This is a genomic window from Propionibacterium sp., assembly GCF_047719395.1.
In the GTDB taxonomy this organism is placed as follows: Bacteria; Actinomycetota; Actinomycetes; order Propionibacteriales; family Propionibacteriaceae; genus Propionibacterium.
In genome coordinates this window covers 571-16,805 of the sequence record NZ_JBDNTB010000060.1, presented here as the reverse complement: position 1 = coordinate 16,805, position 16,235 = coordinate 571, and the positions used below count along the sequence as shown (strand labels likewise).

The following is a 16,235-nucleotide window of genomic DNA, read 5'->3' as shown; positions in this document are numbered from 1 at the left end:
AATCGGAAACCGACGACTCGCACAGCGACCGGACCGAATGAAGGGGGCGGCCCAGCCCGACTAGTCGTGATCTGACGGATGGATCATCTGTAAGTTGGAGATGCCGCCCTGATTGATGCAGTCCTCCGCGAGATCGTGCACGCGCCAGTAGAAGTCGAGGTCAGACTCTGCTGCGTTCACTGTGGCTTCAACTGGCGTGTACCTACTGAGCGGGACAGATGAACCATCAAAGTGAAATCCGAAATTGTCGACCGTTGAGATCATCAGCTGTTGTTCGCCAGTCCAATCGATTCCAACCCGGATGTCGTACTCCTCACCTCCAGTCGCCTCTGCGGTCCTGCGAACGAGTGCCATGAAATCGGCCACAGCGCACTCAATCGCTGCGGATTGAACGTGCCAGCCGTCGAAGTAACCGTCGCTACTCATGCGGTGTCCACCGACGGCAGATGCGAGGGTCACTGATCCGTCATGATGGATGCTCATCCAAGATTCCTTCCACGACGAGCCCTCGCTAGTAGCGGTATTGACGGCCTGCCATCTGCGCAGGCCTGGGCGTGGGTTGAAGCGGTCAACACTCTCCAGCGGATGAATGCCGCCGCGACCGGCATAGTGGAGTGCAAGGCTCTCGGTCTTCGTAAGAATTTCGCGAGCTTCGTCGCGTTTGAGGCGACCCCCGACGCGCGGGAGGCGCGGGTGGGCAACAGCGATCAGCCAAGCGCGCGTCCCTGCGTCTCGTCCACCTGCTGCTTCCACATATAGCTTGTCGAGGGCCTCGGTGGCGTGGCGACGCTCGTCGAAGCGGGCACGGTACATCGCTTCGATCTGGCGTTCTTTCATCCACACCGTGTCGGCGTCGTTCCGGACTGGCGCGCCGAAGTAGTCACCCTTGTAGATGAGGTGTGGCCCATCGACGCTCGCGGGCACCTCTACTACGACGGCATGCTTGTCGTCAGGCGAACACAGCCGGACCACGTTCAAGCCGAAGACAGGTGGGGTAATCGCTGTGATCGCAGCGCTACGAAGCGTGCGCTCGTATCCTTCGTCGAAGTTTCCAACGTCGACGCGCGCCGTCGCGGCCTTCTGGGACTCAGTTACTCCGAAGACGATGACTCCGCCCCCACTGTTCGCCATGGCGGCGACATCTTTCGGAAAATCCGTTTGAGGTAGCCCCTTCTGCGGAGGGAGTTCCGACTTCCAGTCCAGGTCGTCCGACTCGGTTGCACCCAGTGTGACTGCCGCGCTGAGCAGCTCGTCCGTGACTGGACTGGGTCCGACGCCGAGGACGCGATGGAGGGCAGTGAAGCTCATAGGCCAAGCGTAGATCTGACCACCGACACGGCGCTGGGCCCGAGGCCATATGAGGCTCCCAAAGCGCGCTCAGGCTCACTTCGCTGGGCAAAGATCTTGCCCTACAAGCGGACGAGTGGGCCGACAGGGCGCCGGAGTGCTCGACGCTCACGGGACTCCGCGGCGCGGACGCGGAGCAGCGCCACGAGGCTGACCGGTCCCATAGCGATGAATTTGAATGAGTCCCAAATCAAGATGACAGTGACGGCGAAGAGCCATCTGGGCGCTCCGCCGTGTATAAGTGCCATGAGGAGCGATGCGGCGTAGAGGTATGGGATCGCGAGGAGCATGGCTGGGATGCCCCACTTGAGGCCGCGGCGCGAGCGGAGCGCATCGAGCGCGATGTTGGTCGGCATGTACCGACGCATGATGGTTCTCACGCGGACGCTAACAGTCCAGATCAGTCGAAGCACGGCGACAGTCCTCTCCGAGTCTGGGCGACAAGGATAAAGAGGATCGGCCAGCCGAGAGGCTCGCCGTCCCACCGCATCCAGCGGCGGGGCAAGCTGATGAAGATCGCCGGTACCATTCTACCGCGAGCACCGAGTGTCGGGAAGACCTGGCATGGCAACGGCAGCGCGGGAGCCACCGCAGTTGTCGGACCGGGATGCCTCCTGGTTCCAGACACGGGGGCGGACCGAAGAGGTCGCGCAGTGGTACGAGCAACGCGCCCAGGTTGTGCCCACGCTATAAAGAGAGCTTCCAAGCCTCCCGCTCGAAGAGGATGACCCGCCCGATGATTGAGGCGCGGTCCTATACCCTTCCATTTTGACAGGGCCAGCGTCCTACCTGGGGCGCCCGTGCGAGTCGCGCATGGCGACGCCGCAGGCCGTCAGGTGGTTTCGCACGGTGCCGCCGTTGAACCCGAGACGCCCTCCGATTTGCTCCAGCGACTCACCGGACTCATAGCGGCGTGCCATCTCCGTGATCTCGTCGGGCGTCGGAGAGGCATTGCGGATTCGTACGCCTCGCAGACGGAGTAGGTCGGCGAGCCGGACTCGGCTGACGCCAAGTTCCGGTGCGAGGTCCCTGAGCTTGGCCCCCTCGGCGTACCGAACCTCAGCCGCTGCAAGTAGTCGCTCACTCGGCTGAATAACTTGGTGCGTCTCACGGAACGAGCGCGCCTCGCCCCCGATCGGACGTCGCCGGACCGATCGAACGACCATCAGTGCACGTCGGAGCCGCGGGGCAAGTTTCGAAAACAGTCCCCGTAGGTCCACAAGTGAAGCCGTACCAGAACTCTTGAATCTTCTTTGGCCGGTGCGGGAATGAATGCGGCGAGCGGCTTGGTGTGTCGTATCGCCGCTTTTTCGTCTTCGTGGGTCTCGATGCCACTCCGACATCAGCAGTCGACCACATAATGCGGGCGACAGGTGGACACTTTCCTCACCGTTCAACCGAGGGTGGGGAGGCAGCAATTGGATGAATGCGCCCAGAACCACGAGGTAGACGAAAATGTCCACCGCATCAATCGGACGCACCTTCATGTTTTGGGCGTGGCCAGCACCGCTCTGCACCACCTGCTCCAGAATCAACTACCGCTGGGCGACGGTGCGGCGGCCCTGCTTGATTCTCCTTGTCCCACTTCGCCCAGCGGGGGGCACGCTCAGTTCGTGGTGGGCAAGGATCATGTCCTCCACAGGAGCAACGTCCAGCTGCTCGATCCCTGGAGCAGGCGTGGCCAACGAGCACCGGCCTACCTCGTCGAGCTCTCCCCCACCCTCGAATCCTCGGGCACAGCCGCAGAAGCCTGATCTCGCTCTGCCCCATGTTCGAGGATCTTGGCGGTACTGGCCGCCGGGCCGAGGTCAAGGCGACGCAAGAGCTGGGCATTCAGCGCGACCACCAGCGTGGAGAAGGACATCAGGATCGCTCCGATGCTCATCGGCAGCACAAAGCCGATGGGCACCAGAACACCGGCAGCGAGTGGCACGGAGATGAGGTTGTACCCGGCCGCCCACCACAAATTCTGCTTCATCTTGCGGTAGCTGGCACGGGACAGCTCGAAGACCGACAGCACCGAGCGGGGATCCGACGAGACGAGAATGACCCCTGCCGACCCAATGGCGACGTCAGTGCCCGCACCGATCGCGATGCCGACGTCAGCCTGGGCAAGCGCAGGGGCATCGTTCACACCGTCCCCGACCATTGCCACCCCCACTCCATCGTGCTGAAGCGCAGACACCGTGGCACCCTTGTCCTCGGGCTTGACTCCTGCGAAGACACGGTTGATGCCGAGCTGGTTCGCGACCGTATCGGCAACAGCCTGAGCGTCACCGGTGACCATGACCACCTCAACACCCAGGGCCTGTAGAGCATCGACGGCCTCGGCGGACTCCGGGCGGATCTCGTCCGCCAGACGCAGGGCCCCGATGACCTGCCCATCGGCAAGCACATGCAGGATGATGGCGCCCTCGCCCCGCCACGAATCGGCAATGGCGAGCTCACCGAGTCCGTGGCTTTCGAGCAGATATGGGCCACCGACCTCAACGACGACACGCTCCACAACCGCCTTCACACCCACAGCCGGTGACGACGAGAAAGCACTCGCATTCGGCACCGTCAAGTCGCGATCTGTCGCCGCACCGACGATGGCCCTGGCGAGAGGATGCTCGCTGTCGGCCTCGGCTGCAGCGGCCAATGCGAGCACCTCGTCTTCGCCACGATTCGGCGCCGTCTCGATGCCGGTGACAGTGGGCTCACCCTTGGTGAGAGTGCCGGTCTTGTCGAACAGCACGACGCCGACGGTGCGCATGGATTCCAGGGCCAGACGATCCTTGATGAGCACGCCGCCCCGGGCGGCCCTTTCAGTGGCAATGGCCACGACAAGGGGGATCGCCAGGCCCAGCGCATGGGGGCAGGCGATCACGAGCACGGTGATGGTGCGCACCACGGCCAAGTCGGGCATGCCGACCAGCGTCCACACCACAGCGGTGATCGCTGCGGACGCCAAGGCGAACCAGAACAACCAGCCTGCCGCGATGTCGGCGATGCGCTGGGCCCGCGAGGACGACGCCTGGGCGTCGGCGACGAGTTTCTGAATGCCCGCCAGCGCGGTGTCATCGCCGACGGCGGTCACCTCAGCGCGCAATCCCGAATCGGTGGCCACTGTTCCGGCTACCACATGGTCCCCCACCGTGCGGCGGACAGTCCTGGACTCGCCGGTGACCATGGACTCATCCATCGACGCACTGCCCTCGACGATCCTGCCGTCGGCAGGCACAGCAGAACCCGGCCGGACGACCACGATGGCACCGATCTCCAGGTCGGCTGGGGCGACCTTCACCACCTCACCACCGACAAGCTTCTCGGCCTCATCGGGCAGCAGCGCAGTCAGAGAATCCAGGGCTGAGGTGGTCTGGGCCAGTGAGCGCATTTCGGTCCAATGGCCCAGCAACATGATGACTACGAGCAGCGCCAGTTCCCACCAGAAGTTCAGTTCGTGATCCAGCAAGTGCAGGGAGGCGCCCCACGACGCGACGAACGCGACCGTGATGGCGAGCCCGATCAACAGCATCATGCCCGGATTGCGGTTGCGGATCTCAGTGACCGCGCCTGTGAGGAAGGGTCGTCCGCCCCACAGGTAGAGGGCAGTGCCGAGAATCGGCGAAACCCACCACACCCAGGCGGCATCTGGGAGATGGTAGCCGAGCAGGTGGGCGAACATGTCGTTGAACCCGATCACCGGGATCGCGATGACGAGCATGGTCCAGAACAAGCGACGGAATTGCCCCACATGATGGCCTGAATGCCCGTGGTCATGGTTGCCGGCCTGCCCAGCGGGATGTGCGTGCATGTGGACTTCGTGGTGGGCCATCGGAGGGCCATTTCCCGACAGCCTGTCGTGGCTCGTGGCCGGGTGAGTCATGTGATCCATGGGCATCTCATCCAGCTCCTTCGCGGGTGGGGATTCCGTGAAGGATATACCCCCAGGGGGTATATCCCAAGGGCGGGCTTCTCGATACCCGGATGACGTCTGCGCCAGACTGGAGTTGGGGACCTTCTGGAAGGAACTGGGGCGAGGCATGCGGATCTGGTCTTTACATCCCCGGTTCCTGGACAGGACCGGGCTGGTGGCCTGCTGGCGGGAGTCGCTTCTTGCCCAGGCCGTGTTGGCCGGACGCACGCGTGGCTACACCCGGCATCCTCAGCTGCTTCGCTTCCGCGCGCAGAGTGATCCCATCGCCGCCATTGGCGCATATCTCATGGGGCTGGCCGATGAGGCCGACGCGCGGGAATATCGCTTCGATCGGTCACGAATCGATCTCGAGACCCGGGCACATGAACGAATCACCGTGACCGAGGGACAAATGGCCTACGAGTGGCAACACCTTCAGGCGAAGCTCGCCCAGCGAAGTCCGGAACTCGCCGTCCGCTGGCGGGATGCTGTGCCAGAGCCGCACCCGCTGTTCCGGCCCATACCGGGCCCGATCGAGAGTTGGGAACGGACAAGCTCCTGACGCCCATGGATTGACTGCAGCGTGTTCCCCGCCCGCGGTCCAATTCCCGAAGGCCACCAGTGGATTGCCACGTTGAAGCGCAAGCGCGTGTCCCGAAGCAACCTCAGATGGGGTTATTCGGCCCACTCCCGCAGCAGCCGGTCGATCAGGAGGCAGGCGACGATCTCGACATGGACCGGCGACTGGTCGTCGAGAGCACCGGACTTGATCCTTGCCGCGAGCTCGTCATCGCGACCGGCACCATATGCCGCAGTGAGGTCCACATTGGCCACCCGGACATCGCTCTTGCGCAGGTATTCGAGCTCGGCCTTCTTCATGGCGACGAAGTCTTCGAAACCGGGAGTCGTGGCGACGGCATTGATGTTGCCTATGGCCTGGGCACCATGCCTCTCGGCATAGATACGCAGGCTGTTCAGTACAGCCACAGAACCGTACGTGAGATTGACGACATAGTCGGCCGACTCCGGAAGGGCTTGTTCGAAGGCTGCGGCGTCCTCGGGATTGACCTGCACGTGGTGGACACGAGGATCCTCGACCACATGGCGATCGGTACGACTTGTCACGTAGAACTCCGCTTTCGGATCGCGTTCCAGCCACTGTTGGGTGATCTCCCGGCCGATGTACCCGTTGCCTCCGACCAGCACAACTGTCGTCATATCCGTCCCTCCACGTTGTTCGTCGTGATTGCAGCTAAAGAGAACCTAGTCGGTGTGTGTTCCAGCAGGGAGTCGTCCACATGTGGCACCCCATGGCCGTTCGGAGTGCGCGCCAGCCCGGATTCATTGGAGCCTTGTGGCCGTCCTCGGCGATCACCGCGGCGGCCGAGGACGTGGTTGGGTCTGGGTAGCCATCACGGTTGGCGCAAGACAGTTGAGGATCTCGCCCCGGTCGGCTGGCGATTTCGAGATCAACCGGTCGCGCCAGACCTGCAATGCCTCAGGCGTAAGTCTGGTCCTGCCGGTGACCTCGCGCAGGATGACGAGTGGGTCAGTCGTGCGGAACGACAGCACATCACCCAGCCCACAACGTGAAGGCTCTGGAGATTGGCGTCAACGGCTCCACCCAGGTCTTCCTTGCGGTGAAAGCTCACGAAATATCTGAGGTGGAAGGTGATGACGATGTGCACAGATGACGATCTGCTCGACGAGATCGAAAGCGCGAACGGTGGGAAGTGCCAAACCCATGGAAGGACCACACCCATTGAGTCCTGCACCGACATCGGACTGGCAGCCCTGGCCCGTGCCACGCATGACCGCGACGAGGCCATGGTCGCATGAACCCAGGCAGCCGTGTTTGCCAGTTCTGAGGACTCCTCGTGGCCTCTCATCGACGGGGGATCCTGAGATGCGAAACAGGTCGTCGCAACGTCCCGCCACTCAGCACAACAGGATCTGCTGCCGGAATATGACGTTGCACACGGGGTTTCTCGGAACAGCAGCCGGACCCTCCGGCAGGACTCTTCACGTCAAGGTCTGCCACTTGAATATCGCAAGAAATGCTGATGTGCAGCCTTCGTCTGTGTACGAATCAGCCACAAGCGAAGAACCTGATCTTGGCCGGAGAAGTTCTAGACTCAGGGCATCCCACGGCTGCCCCAGGGGGTCTCCATGAGCGCACGGCAGGCGGTTGGCGCAGTCTGGCGTCAACGTACCTTGGTGCTCATCATCACGCTCCTGGTTCTTGGCTCGGCCATTTTCGTCTATGCGGCTCGCCCGGCTGTGTTCAGTTCGACGGCCCAGCTCGGGTTCAGTCCAGCCGCCTCGTCGGTCATTGATGGTGGCGAAGGTTATGCGTCGGTTTCACTCAGCCTCAGTGCTGATGCGGTGACCTCCCCCGAGATCCTCAGGGTGGCCGCACAGAATACCGGCTTCACAGAATCACAATTGAGTTCCGCGTTGAACGTCGAAATCTTGGAAGGACCCGCCAACAGCGGAATGAATGTCACGGCCACTGCCACCGTTCCTGAACGCGCGCAACGAATTGCCAACGCAGCCGCCAATGCGTACCTCGCACACCTCAACGACCAAGTGGCATCGGCCCTGCGCACCTTCGGAGAACAGCAGGACTCCCTTCGCCAGACTCAACTGCAGGCCCTCACGGTCATGCAGACGAACCGCTCCGACGTCCGGAGCAATTACGAGTTCACCCGTACCAGCAATGAGCTGACGCAACTGCAACTCGAGGTCGATACCATTCACGCGGCCGGCCCACCTGCACAACTTCTCAATCCCGCGCAGCCTGGTGAGCAGGAAGGTCAACAGCTGCTCCTCGTTCTCCTCATCGCCCTGGCCAGCGGCATCATCGCCGGCTCGGGTCTTGCGCTCGCGCGTGATCAGTTCGATGACGGGCTCCGCCAGGGCGATGACATCGCGACACTGGCAGGAGCCAGTGTCATCGGCGAGCTGCCCAGGATCGACCATGCACGTGGTCCGTTCCCCGCGATCCTGTTGGAATCGATCCTGCCGAATCTCACAGCTGCCGTCTCTTCACTCCGGACAACCCTGCAAACCTCAATTGCCCCGCACTCGGTGCTTGCCGTCACCGGAACGGCTGTGGGAGACGGGAAAACCTTCGTTGCCTCTCATCTCGCCATCACCTGGGCCCGCAGCTCCCACACCGTCATCTTGGTCGACGCAAATCTCCGCAGGCCCTGGATCTGGAAGGTCTTCGGTCTGTCTCCACGCAACAATTCCCTTGTCAGCGCAATGTCGGCCGATCCGCAGGCGCTGCCGGAACTTCTCATGTCAACATCCGTCGAGAACCTGAAGATCCTTCCCTGCACAACCGGTGAAGACGACCCAGCAGATCTGCTTGCCCATGATGACTTCAAGAGGACCCTCGCGAACCTGGCAGGGCTTGCCGACGTCGTGATCGTCGACACCCCTCCTGTCAGCGACCTCACCGATGCGGCACTTGTCGCTGGCGCAGCGGACGCGACTGTGGTCGTTGCCTCGCCGGGATGGACCAATCGTCGTGAGCTGGGCACCCGGGTGCAGCTGCTTCTTGCGCAAGGGACCTGCGTCCTCGGGATCGTCTCCAACCGACGCACCACGCACATCGTGCCCATGGTCGACAGCTCCGAAATGGGTTTCTACGATCTGCGAGTGCCGGAGACCCGGCAGGCGCAGAGCGATATGGCACGCAGCTTCGGCGTCGAGGCCTTCGCCTACTGGCACTACTGGTTCGGCCACGGCAAACGCATCCTCGACCGGCCGTTCCGGGAGGTGCTGCATTCCGGATCCCCTGAGATCTCCTTCTGCCTGGCATGGGCGAACCAGACGTGGAGCGGAATCTGGCACGGGGCACGGGATCGCATTCTGTGCGAGCAGCAGTACCCCGGCCCAGACGACGAGGCAGCGCACTTCGCGACGATTCTGCCGGCTTTCCGTGACGAGCGCTACCTTCGCGTGGACGACCGTCCAGTGTTCTACGTCTTCCGGCCGGAGGACTTGCCCAGTGCGCACGAGTTCGTGGACCGCTGGCAGGAGATGGCCCGTCGGGCGGGACTGAGCGGCTTGTACCTCGTGGCCGAGATGAGCGACATGAACGGCAATGTCCGCTATGCCACCGGTGATCAGGATGGCTTCGACGCCAGCGTGTACATGCGCATTCCGGCTGTGCGCACCCGGGCGAGCGTCCTGAGAATGCGCGCCATCAGGAAGACTCTCGGTGGCCCGGAAATCTTCGGCTACAACGACCACGTCATGGACGATGCCCTCGCGGGGCCGCACATCCAACCGTGCGTCTACCCGAACTGGGACAACACCCCTCGATCACAGCGGGGAGGTCTCGTGGTCACCGGTGCGACGCCTGAGAAATTCCGTCGCAATGTCAGCGCCGCGGTGGCGTCTGTGGCTGCCCGGCCTCTCCAGGAGCGGTTCCTGTGGATCAAATCCTGGAACGAATGGGCCGAGGACAATCATCTGGAACCCGATCTCAGATTCGGGCGTGGCTGGCTCGAAGCCTTGCGCGATGGCCTGGAAGGAAGTGCCCAGTCATGAAGGAAGGTCCGCTGGGGATCGCGATGATCTCGTACTACCTGCCCAGCGGCAGCAAGATCGGCTGGATTACCGGGTGCATGAGTTGGCGAACGAATACGTCAGGCGTGGGCACACGGTGGATGTTTTCAGCGAAAGCCCACCAGTGCAGGGTGCGCTGAACGGGCACCGGCATATCCGGCTCACCGGCCCGATGCGGACATTCCGATTCGCCACTTCACTGCGCACGGTCGACTTCAGCAGCTACGACGTGCTGCACGCGCACGGTGATGACTATTGGCTGTGGCGCCGGCGTGCGCCGCGGCACATCAGGAAGCTGCACGGGTCCTGCTTCGAGGAGGCTTTCGCATCCCAGGTGTGAAGGAGAAGTCAAGGATGGTGCTGCTGGGTTTGTCGGAGGTGCTGGTTTCTTTGGTGGCCGACGAGACCGTTGCGGTCCCCCTGCGACCTTGCGGTGGACGCCATGGGTGTCCCCAATGGTGTGGACACCGGACGTTTGCACCCGCGCGAGGGTGCAAAGAACGAGCATTCGACTGTGCTGTTCGTCGGCACCTGGAATGGCCGCAAGCGCGGCGCAGATCTGGCCAGGATCTTCTCGGCATCGGTGAAGCCCGCGCTGCCCGACGAGGAACTTGCCGAGGCCTATGCCACGGCATGGGTCTTCTGCCTGCCTCGAGCTACGAGGGATTCGGCATTCCCTACGCGGAGGCGATGGTGTCGGGGATTCCCGTGGTGTCGACCCCCAATATCGGGGCACGATATGTCACCGATGAGGGCCGTTGTGGGGTGCTGGCAGAGCTTGGCGAGCTGGGCCAGGCCCTGATCGATGTGCTCAGCGAGCCTGACAAGCTGAGCGCCATGTCGCAGGCAGGCCTCACTCGCGCCGATGACTTCTCACTCAGCCGGGTCGCCGAATGCTACGAGAAGCTCCATCGGGATAGTTCTCGCCGGCGTGTGTAGACGGACACATGGCTGCCGAGATTCACCGACATCCCGATTTCAGCCTGGATCATCCATCAAGGAACGCCGAATCACCGGTGGTGCAGTAGGGCCCGATCTCTTTGCACCCCGGCGCATGGAACTCTGCCCGCCAGTGGATGCTCGATGTTTCGTCGAGTTTCATGCCGGCTCGGCGATACACGGCTTTGCGGACATGATGCGATGGGAAGAAGCCGATTTCTGACAACAGACGGAACTGCAAGTCTCCCCAGACATCGCGGCTCCAGCGAACACTATTGACGGCAGGCAGTGGAGCAAAGCCCTTCAAGGTTTCTCTGATCTGCCCCATTGGAGTCCTGCCGTCGTGGATTCCTTTCGACAAGGTACCCTTCGCTTCTCAGCGTCCACGGAATTCATCATTATGGCCTGAGAACCTCGGCATTTTCTTAGTCGAAAAACCCGCAGAGCGCTTGAGCCAGGACCTGCCCGTCATTCACCTTCGATCGAAGTCGAATTCCGTCATCTTCGCGGGCATCGTACGGGCGTCGCAGTGACGCACCCAGGAAGGCTTGGTTCGGATGAGTTTCAGCTCGTCGGCGACCGGATGGCCGGACTTCGCCTCGAACAGTGCCACGAATTCCTTCCGCTCAGCCCCAGTCAGGATGTCCGCAACACCTTCCACCTGGAGGCAGGTGCGGTCCGACCAGCCGATGAGCAGGGCAATCCGCGGGTCAGCCTCAAGATTGGCCACCTTCCTGGTGTGCGGATCGCTGTGGAAGCAGATGTCACCATTGTCCTTCACGACCAGGCTCACCAATGCGGCCTCAGGACCGCGTACGGCGTCGATGGTGGAAATGACTGCCTGCCCGGCGTTTCGGACATATGCCACGAAATCATCTTGACTGAAATCTTCGCTCATGACCTCAGCCTAAACCTCGGCGTGATCAAAGTTCCTTGTGGGCGCCGCCTCATGTCCGACGGCGAGGATGACACCACGATCACGCCATCCCCCCGATGCCGCGGAATTAATACCGAGTACTGATCCCGGCTCTCGACAAATTTCTTGACCGAATTGGCAGACAGCTGAAAACACCTCGGCGTGAATGACAGTGATCTATGGTTCTTTGCCATCCGAGGGCCCGCGGTCGTGGGCCCATCCGATCCGATGCCTCGCCAAGGGTACTCCCAGGACGGAAGGTACTCAGATGGCCAAAGGTGCTCCCATGATCACACCGCCACGTTCCCTGCTGGCAGTGTTGATGGCTGCCGCGCTTGTCGCAGGGATTTTGTTCGTCCTCATGGTGCCCGCCGGGCTGCCATATGACGAACCCTCGCACTGGTCGGTCGTGCAATACATCGCTCATCACGGGCGGCCACCGGTGCTCGTCGCCGCCATTCTCACCAAGGTGTCCACGCTACCGGTGCTGATCGGCGTATGCCTGTGGCTGTTGTTTCGCCGGCAGTGGGGAAAGTCCGTATGCACAGCCATCGCCGCGATTGTTGTCTCGGGCTGGTGGTTCGTGCGCAATCTGCACCACTATGGAGATCTCACCGGACAATCTGCGGTGGCGCGGACCGGCGTCGCTTTTCCGCACGTCGAACTCGGAGCCGGTTTCCTCGTCAAGTCTGTACTGACTTATTTGATTCTTCCCACCGAATACGTCAGAAATATCATTGCGGCGCCAGCCGCAATAGATCTGTGCACGCTCATCTTTGCGGCCGGCATTGCCATGGGCTCGGCCCTGCTGGTATTGCGTGGCCGCCATGAGCTCGATACTCCGATTTTCATCCTGCTCGTCCTCGTGGGTGTGATATCGGTGGTCGCCTGGCTCGCCCAGGTGCTGATTGTGCAGCCCGTCGCATTCCGCACCGCCTACGGGGTTCTCCCGCTGGTGGCGCTGTGCCTTGGTTTTCTTACGACATTCAGGTCACCGATCATGCGCCGGACCGCCACAGCGACTGTCCTGCTCTGCGAGATCGTCATCATCGTCTGGTTCTTGGCCGGGATCGGCGGTCAGCCCGCCATGCTGAATCCCTGAACGGGGAACCCGGATGGCAAATCGGCCGCTCCCCGTACCCGCACATCGCCCGTAGCCGCACCATGCCTGTGGCAGAACCACGGGACACCTCGGCGCCGTGGCAGACAGTGTGCCGAAGCTCAGCGGCTGGGGCCGTCCAGCGTCACCCGGACGAGGCGGTCGATCAACTCCGAGAGCGACACACCAGCTGCGGCCATCATCCGCGGGTAACGGCTGTAGGAGGTCAATCCCGGCAGGGTGTTGACCTCATTGAGCACGACTTTGCCCTCAGGGGTCACGAACATGTCCACACGTGCGATGCCGTAGCAGCCCAGGGCGCTGAAGATGGTCTTGGCGGTTTCCTTGACCAGCTGGGTCGCTTCGGCGGAGATGTCGGCAGGCACGACGAAGTGAGAGTTCTCCGAACCCTTCTCGGGAGTGCTCTCCTGGTGAATCCTGAAGAAGCCCGATGTGACGACCACGTGGTCCGCCTCACCGACGAACAGGTCTTTGCCGGTGCCCAGCACCGAGCAGCCGATCTCGGAGCCGACGATGGCCTCCTCGATGAGCACCTTGGAATCGTAGCGACGGGCTTCTTCCAGCGCAGCTGGGAACTCGTCGGCCTGGGCGACCTTGGAGATCCCGAAGGATGAACCCGAACGAGCCGGCTTCACGAACACCGGATAGCTGAACTGGCTGGTGTCCACATCATCGCCGGGGTGAACGACCCAGAACTCGGGAGTGGCGACCCCTGACTCCCGCACCACGGTGTAGGCGAGCGACTTGTCGTTGCACAGCGCCGAAGCCGCGATGCCGCAGCCGATGTAGGGAATTCCGGACAGCTCGAACAGACCCTGCATTGCGCCGTCTTCGCCCTGTTCGCCGTGCAGAACCGGGAAGATCAGGTCGAGCGGAATGACCTCGTGGCGGTCCTCGTGCAGCACGAGAAGCCCGTGCGTGCCGGTGTCAGGGGACAGGATGGCGGTCGGGGAATCGTCGGTCTCCCAGGCCGAACCAGGCCCTTCGCACAGCTTCCACTCGCCGGATTTGGTGACGCCGATCCAGACGGGATCGTACTTCTCGGTGTCGAGACTCTCCTCGATCTGCACTGCAGATTTGATCGAGATGGGATGCTCCTCGGCAACACCACCGAAAATGACTCCTACCTTCAATTTGCCCATCAGTGTTCTCTTCCCGAATCCAGATAGCCGGTGTCTGTCCTCGGGGATAATCGCACACTTGGCAGTGAATCAGTAACTCTCGTCGGTGTATCCGGGGAACCAGTCCTGCCTGACCTCGACATTGTGGGAGGTGAGGTCTTCGCCGACGGCGTCCACCATGGTTTCAGGGCCCGAGAGGTAGACAACCTCTTCGGACGACTCCGGTGCCCTGGCGATGATGTTCTCCGCGCTGACCTGTTCCCCGACGATGTACTCAATGGTCAGTTCCGGGTGCTCCGCAGCGATCTTGTCGAACTCCGCCTCGAAGGCAAAGTCATTGTCACGCCCGAAATACAGCAGATGTGCCGGGATGGGCCTGGAATTGGCCACCCTGTCGGCGAAGAAGGCACGATAGGGCGTGACGCCGATCCCGGCGGCCACCAGCACCACCGGCTTGTCCTCGTCCCAGATGAAGTCCCCGTCGACCTCCTCCACCGTGATCGAGTCACCTGGCTTCAAGGCGTTGAGCGCCTGCTTGAAGCCGGAGTCCGAGACGCGAGTGGTGATCTTGATGACATTTTCGCTGGGCGCGGAAGCGATGGTGAAGAAGCGTGTCCTGGCATCGTCGTCGCCATCAACCTGATCCAACACGTATTTCTGATATTGCCCAGGCACCCACGAGCGATCATCTGATTCAAGACTGAAGGTGCGGATGTTTCCGATCTCATCCTCGGCACCCAAGAACTTCAAGACTGCCATTGGAATTCCCCTCTCCCGTGTAGGTGCACCACGCACCACCCCTGATCAGGGCTGGTCCCGCGACCACCGAAACTCGCGATCGAGCTCGGCCGTTGACCCAGGGTCATCGGGCGGCCCAGGCCCATCGTAGGAGCAGACGGTGCGGAGACCAGGACCCTGAACGCACAGACGCCGGGGGGGCGCCCCCTGCCGACCCGCGGGGGGCCCCCCGGGCCGGGGGGGTGGCGGGCCGCAGCCCCCCGCGCCCGCAGGCCACCCCGGCTGGGAGGAGGCCGCACAGGGCCAGCAGCCCGCCGACCCGCTCCGGGCCGGCCTGCGCGGCCACGATGACGCCGCAGGCCGCGGCGGTCCCCGTGACGGCCACATCCCACCAGAGATGGCGGCTGGAGAGGAAAACAGACGCAGAAGCGGACACGGGGCTAATTCTGGCGTCTCCAGCGGAATACGAGCCGCACGACGACGAATCCGGCCGCCAGCCAGATCGTCAGGGCGATCGCCGTCCCGCCGAGATTCCAAGCACTGCCGGGCTCCAACTGCGCGTAGGAATCGGGCAGAAACACCGCACGCATCCCCTGCGCCAGCCACTTCAGCGGAAACACTGCGGCCACATGCTGCAGCCAGGCGGGCAGCTGCGAGAACGGCAGGTACACCCCTGAGATGAACTGCAGCACCAGCACGATCGGCATCACCACCGCGCTCGCGCTCTTCGCGCTGCGCGGCAGCTGCGCCAGGGCGATGCCCAGCAGGACGCAGGTGACCAGCCCCAGCGCCCAGCCCCCGGCGAAGGTGCGCCCCGCCGACGCGGATGCGGGCAGGTCCACACCGAAGGCGAACCGCGCCACGGCCAGCAGCAGGGCCGTCTGCAGCGCCCCGGTGATCGCCGACTGCGCGATCTTGCCCACGAAGTACGCCGACGGCGACAGCGGGGTGCCGGCCAGCCGCTTCAGCGTGCCGTCGCCGCGCTCGCCGGCGATGTCGACGGCCAGGTGCTGCACCCCGGTGGTGAGCAGGCCCGCCGCGATCATCCCGGGCAGGTAGAACGCGGCCGCGGTCATATTCGGACCGAAGTCCTGCGAGCTGAACGCGGTGGCGAAGATCACCAGCATCATCACTGGAAACAGGAAGGTGAAGAACACCTGATCCCCGCGGCGGAAATAGGTGCGGGTCTCGAACACGGCCCGGCTCAGGCCGGTGCGCAGTGCGGTCATCGCGACACCCCCGTCCGCGCGGCGGCGGGCGCCGACGTGCGTGCCGGGGTGCCGGATGGCGGGTCGGCGGGTCCGGCGGGCACGGGTGCTGTCGCGACCCCCACGATGCTGAGGTAGACGTCCTCCAGACTGGGGGTGCGCACCTCCAGGTCGTGCAGCTCCCCGCCGCGGCGGTACAGGTCGGCGACCAGCGCGGTCGGGGTCTCGGTGCGCTCCAGGTTCGGGCCGTCGGCGTCCGTCCAGGCCACCAGCGGGCTGCGCGCCTGCGGACCGCCCAGTTCGTGAATCGGCCCCTCGGCGAGCGTGCGCGCCGTGCCGATCACCACCCCGCGGTCGCTCAGGGGTG

Annotated in this window: 18 protein-coding genes; 7 read left to right on the top strand and 11 right to left on the bottom strand. The window is 63.1% G+C overall.

Features of this window, described 5'->3' with window-relative positions:
- Nucleotides 1–60: 60 nt before the first annotated feature.
- The 3 genes from ABF648_RS10305 to ABF648_RS10295 all read right to left on the bottom strand — a co-directional run bounded on the left by ABF648_RS10305 (nt 61) and on the right by ABF648_RS10295 (nt 2,513).
- A complete protein-coding gene (locus ABF648_RS10305; RefSeq protein ID WP_025402418.1) occupies nt 61–1,308 on the bottom strand; it encodes a helix-turn-helix domain-containing protein in 1,248 nt (415 codons plus the stop codon).
- 101 nt (nt 1,309–1,409) lie between these two features.
- Entirely contained in the window at nt 1,410–1,703 is a 294-nt protein-coding gene (locus ABF648_RS10300; RefSeq protein WP_224209233.1) for a sulfate permease, read from the bottom strand.
- 429 nt (nt 1,704–2,132) lie between these two features.
- Nucleotides 2,133–2,513, bottom strand: coding sequence for a hypothetical protein (locus ABF648_RS10295; RefSeq protein WP_039910888.1), 381 nt, complete (start codon nt 2,511–2,513; stop codon nt 2,133–2,135).
- A gap of 330 nt (nt 2,514–2,843) precedes the next feature.
- Between ABF648_RS10295 and ABF648_RS10290 the strand changes: the two genes are divergently transcribed.
- Nucleotides 2,844–3,101 carry a hypothetical protein gene (locus ABF648_RS10290; RefSeq protein ID WP_415632189.1) on the top strand — a complete coding sequence of 86 codons (258 nt, stop codon included), beginning with the start codon at nt 2,844–2,846 and terminating at the stop codon, nt 3,099–3,101.
- On the opposite strand, the gene ABF648_RS10285 is transcribed toward ABF648_RS10290, so the two are convergent.
- The gene (locus ABF648_RS10285; protein WP_415632188.1) at nt 3,044–5,224 is read right to left on the bottom strand and encodes a heavy metal translocating P-type ATPase; all 2,181 of its coding nucleotides are present in this window, start codon (nt 5,222–5,224) and stop codon (nt 3,044–3,046) included. The genes ABF648_RS10290 and ABF648_RS10285 overlap by 58 nt on opposite strands.
- A 148-nt stretch (nt 5,225–5,372) precedes the next feature.
- Here ABF648_RS10285 and ABF648_RS10280 point away from each other — a divergent pair, with 148 nt between their 5' ends.
- On the top strand, nt 5,373–5,807 hold the full coding sequence (locus ABF648_RS10280) for a pyrimidine dimer DNA glycosylase/endonuclease V (protein WP_415632187.1): 435 nt from the start codon (nt 5,373–5,375) through the stop codon (nt 5,805–5,807).
- A 113-nt stretch (nt 5,808–5,920) separates the two neighbouring features.
- Here the strand turns inward: ABF648_RS10280 and ABF648_RS10275 are convergent, their stop codons facing one another.
- The gene (locus tag ABF648_RS10275) at nt 5,921–6,463 is read right to left on the bottom strand and encodes an NAD-dependent epimerase/dehydratase family protein (protein ID WP_415632186.1); all 543 of its coding nucleotides are present in this window, start codon (nt 6,461–6,463) and stop codon (nt 5,921–5,923) included.
- Nucleotides 6,464–6,925: 462 nt separating this feature from the next.
- Between ABF648_RS10275 and ABF648_RS10270 the strand changes: the two genes are divergently transcribed.
- From ABF648_RS10270 to ABF648_RS10255, 4 genes are all read left to right on the top strand, one after another.
- Nucleotides 6,926–7,084 (top strand): hypothetical protein, encoded by a 159-nt coding sequence (locus ABF648_RS10270; protein WP_415632185.1) that lies wholly within the window; start codon nt 6,926–6,928, stop codon nt 7,082–7,084.
- A gap of 330 nt (nt 7,085–7,414) precedes the next feature.
- Complete coding sequence (locus tag ABF648_RS10265) at nt 7,415–9,808, top strand: polysaccharide biosynthesis tyrosine autokinase (protein ID WP_415632184.1); 2,394 nt, start codon at nt 7,415–7,417, stop codon at nt 9,806–9,808.
- The gene (locus ABF648_RS10260; RefSeq protein WP_415632183.1) at nt 9,780–10,166 is read left to right on the top strand and encodes a glycosyltransferase; all 387 of its coding nucleotides are present in this window, start codon (nt 9,780–9,782) and stop codon (nt 10,164–10,166) included. The genes ABF648_RS10265 and ABF648_RS10260 overlap by 29 nt, the downstream gene beginning before the upstream one ends.
- 293 nt (nt 10,167–10,459) lie before the next feature.
- Nucleotides 10,460–10,765, top strand: a complete 306-nt coding sequence (locus tag ABF648_RS10255; protein ID WP_415632182.1) for a glycosyltransferase — start codon at nt 10,460–10,462, stop codon at nt 10,763–10,765.
- Between the two features lie 49 nt (nt 10,766–10,814).
- Here ABF648_RS10255 and ABF648_RS10250 read toward each other — a convergent pair whose 3' ends face one another.
- Both ABF648_RS10250 and ABF648_RS10245 read right to left on the bottom strand, forming a co-directional pair.
- Nucleotides 10,815–11,093: a hypothetical protein gene (locus tag ABF648_RS10250; RefSeq protein WP_415632181.1), complete on the bottom strand. Its 279-nt coding sequence runs from the start codon at nt 11,091–11,093 to the stop codon at nt 10,815–10,817.
- Between the two features lie 144 nt (nt 11,094–11,237).
- On the bottom strand, nt 11,238–11,663 hold the full coding sequence (locus ABF648_RS10245) for a pyridoxamine 5'-phosphate oxidase family protein (protein ID WP_415632180.1): 426 nt from the start codon (nt 11,661–11,663) through the stop codon (nt 11,238–11,240).
- Nucleotides 11,664–11,967: 304 nt separating this feature from the next.
- Between ABF648_RS10245 and ABF648_RS10240 the strand changes: the two genes are divergently transcribed.
- Nucleotides 11,968–12,783 carry a hypothetical protein gene (locus ABF648_RS10240; protein WP_415632179.1) on the top strand — a complete coding sequence of 272 codons (816 nt, stop codon included), beginning with the start codon at nt 11,968–11,970 and terminating at the stop codon, nt 12,781–12,783.
- Nucleotides 12,784–12,902: 119 nt separating this feature from the next.
- On the opposite strand, the gene ABF648_RS10235 is transcribed toward ABF648_RS10240, so the two are convergent.
- From ABF648_RS10235 to ABF648_RS10220, 4 genes are all read right to left on the bottom strand, one after another.
- Nucleotides 12,903–13,943 (bottom strand): D-alanine--D-alanine ligase family protein, encoded by a 1,041-nt coding sequence (locus ABF648_RS10235; protein ID WP_415632178.1) that lies wholly within the window; start codon nt 13,941–13,943, stop codon nt 12,903–12,905.
- A 69-nt stretch (nt 13,944–14,012) separates the two neighbouring features.
- On the bottom strand, nt 14,013–14,681 hold the full coding sequence (locus ABF648_RS10230; protein WP_415632177.1) for a ferredoxin--NADP reductase: 669 nt from the start codon (nt 14,679–14,681) through the stop codon (nt 14,013–14,015).
- A 419-nt stretch (nt 14,682–15,100) separates the two neighbouring features.
- Complete coding sequence (locus ABF648_RS10225; RefSeq protein WP_415632176.1) at nt 15,101–15,889, bottom strand: ABC transporter permease; 789 nt, start codon at nt 15,887–15,889, stop codon at nt 15,101–15,103.
- Nucleotides 15,886–16,235, bottom strand: a 350-nt coding sequence (locus ABF648_RS10220) for a hypothetical protein (RefSeq protein WP_415632175.1), incomplete at its 5' end; no start/stop codon positions are given. The genes ABF648_RS10225 and ABF648_RS10220, both read right to left, overlap by 4 nt.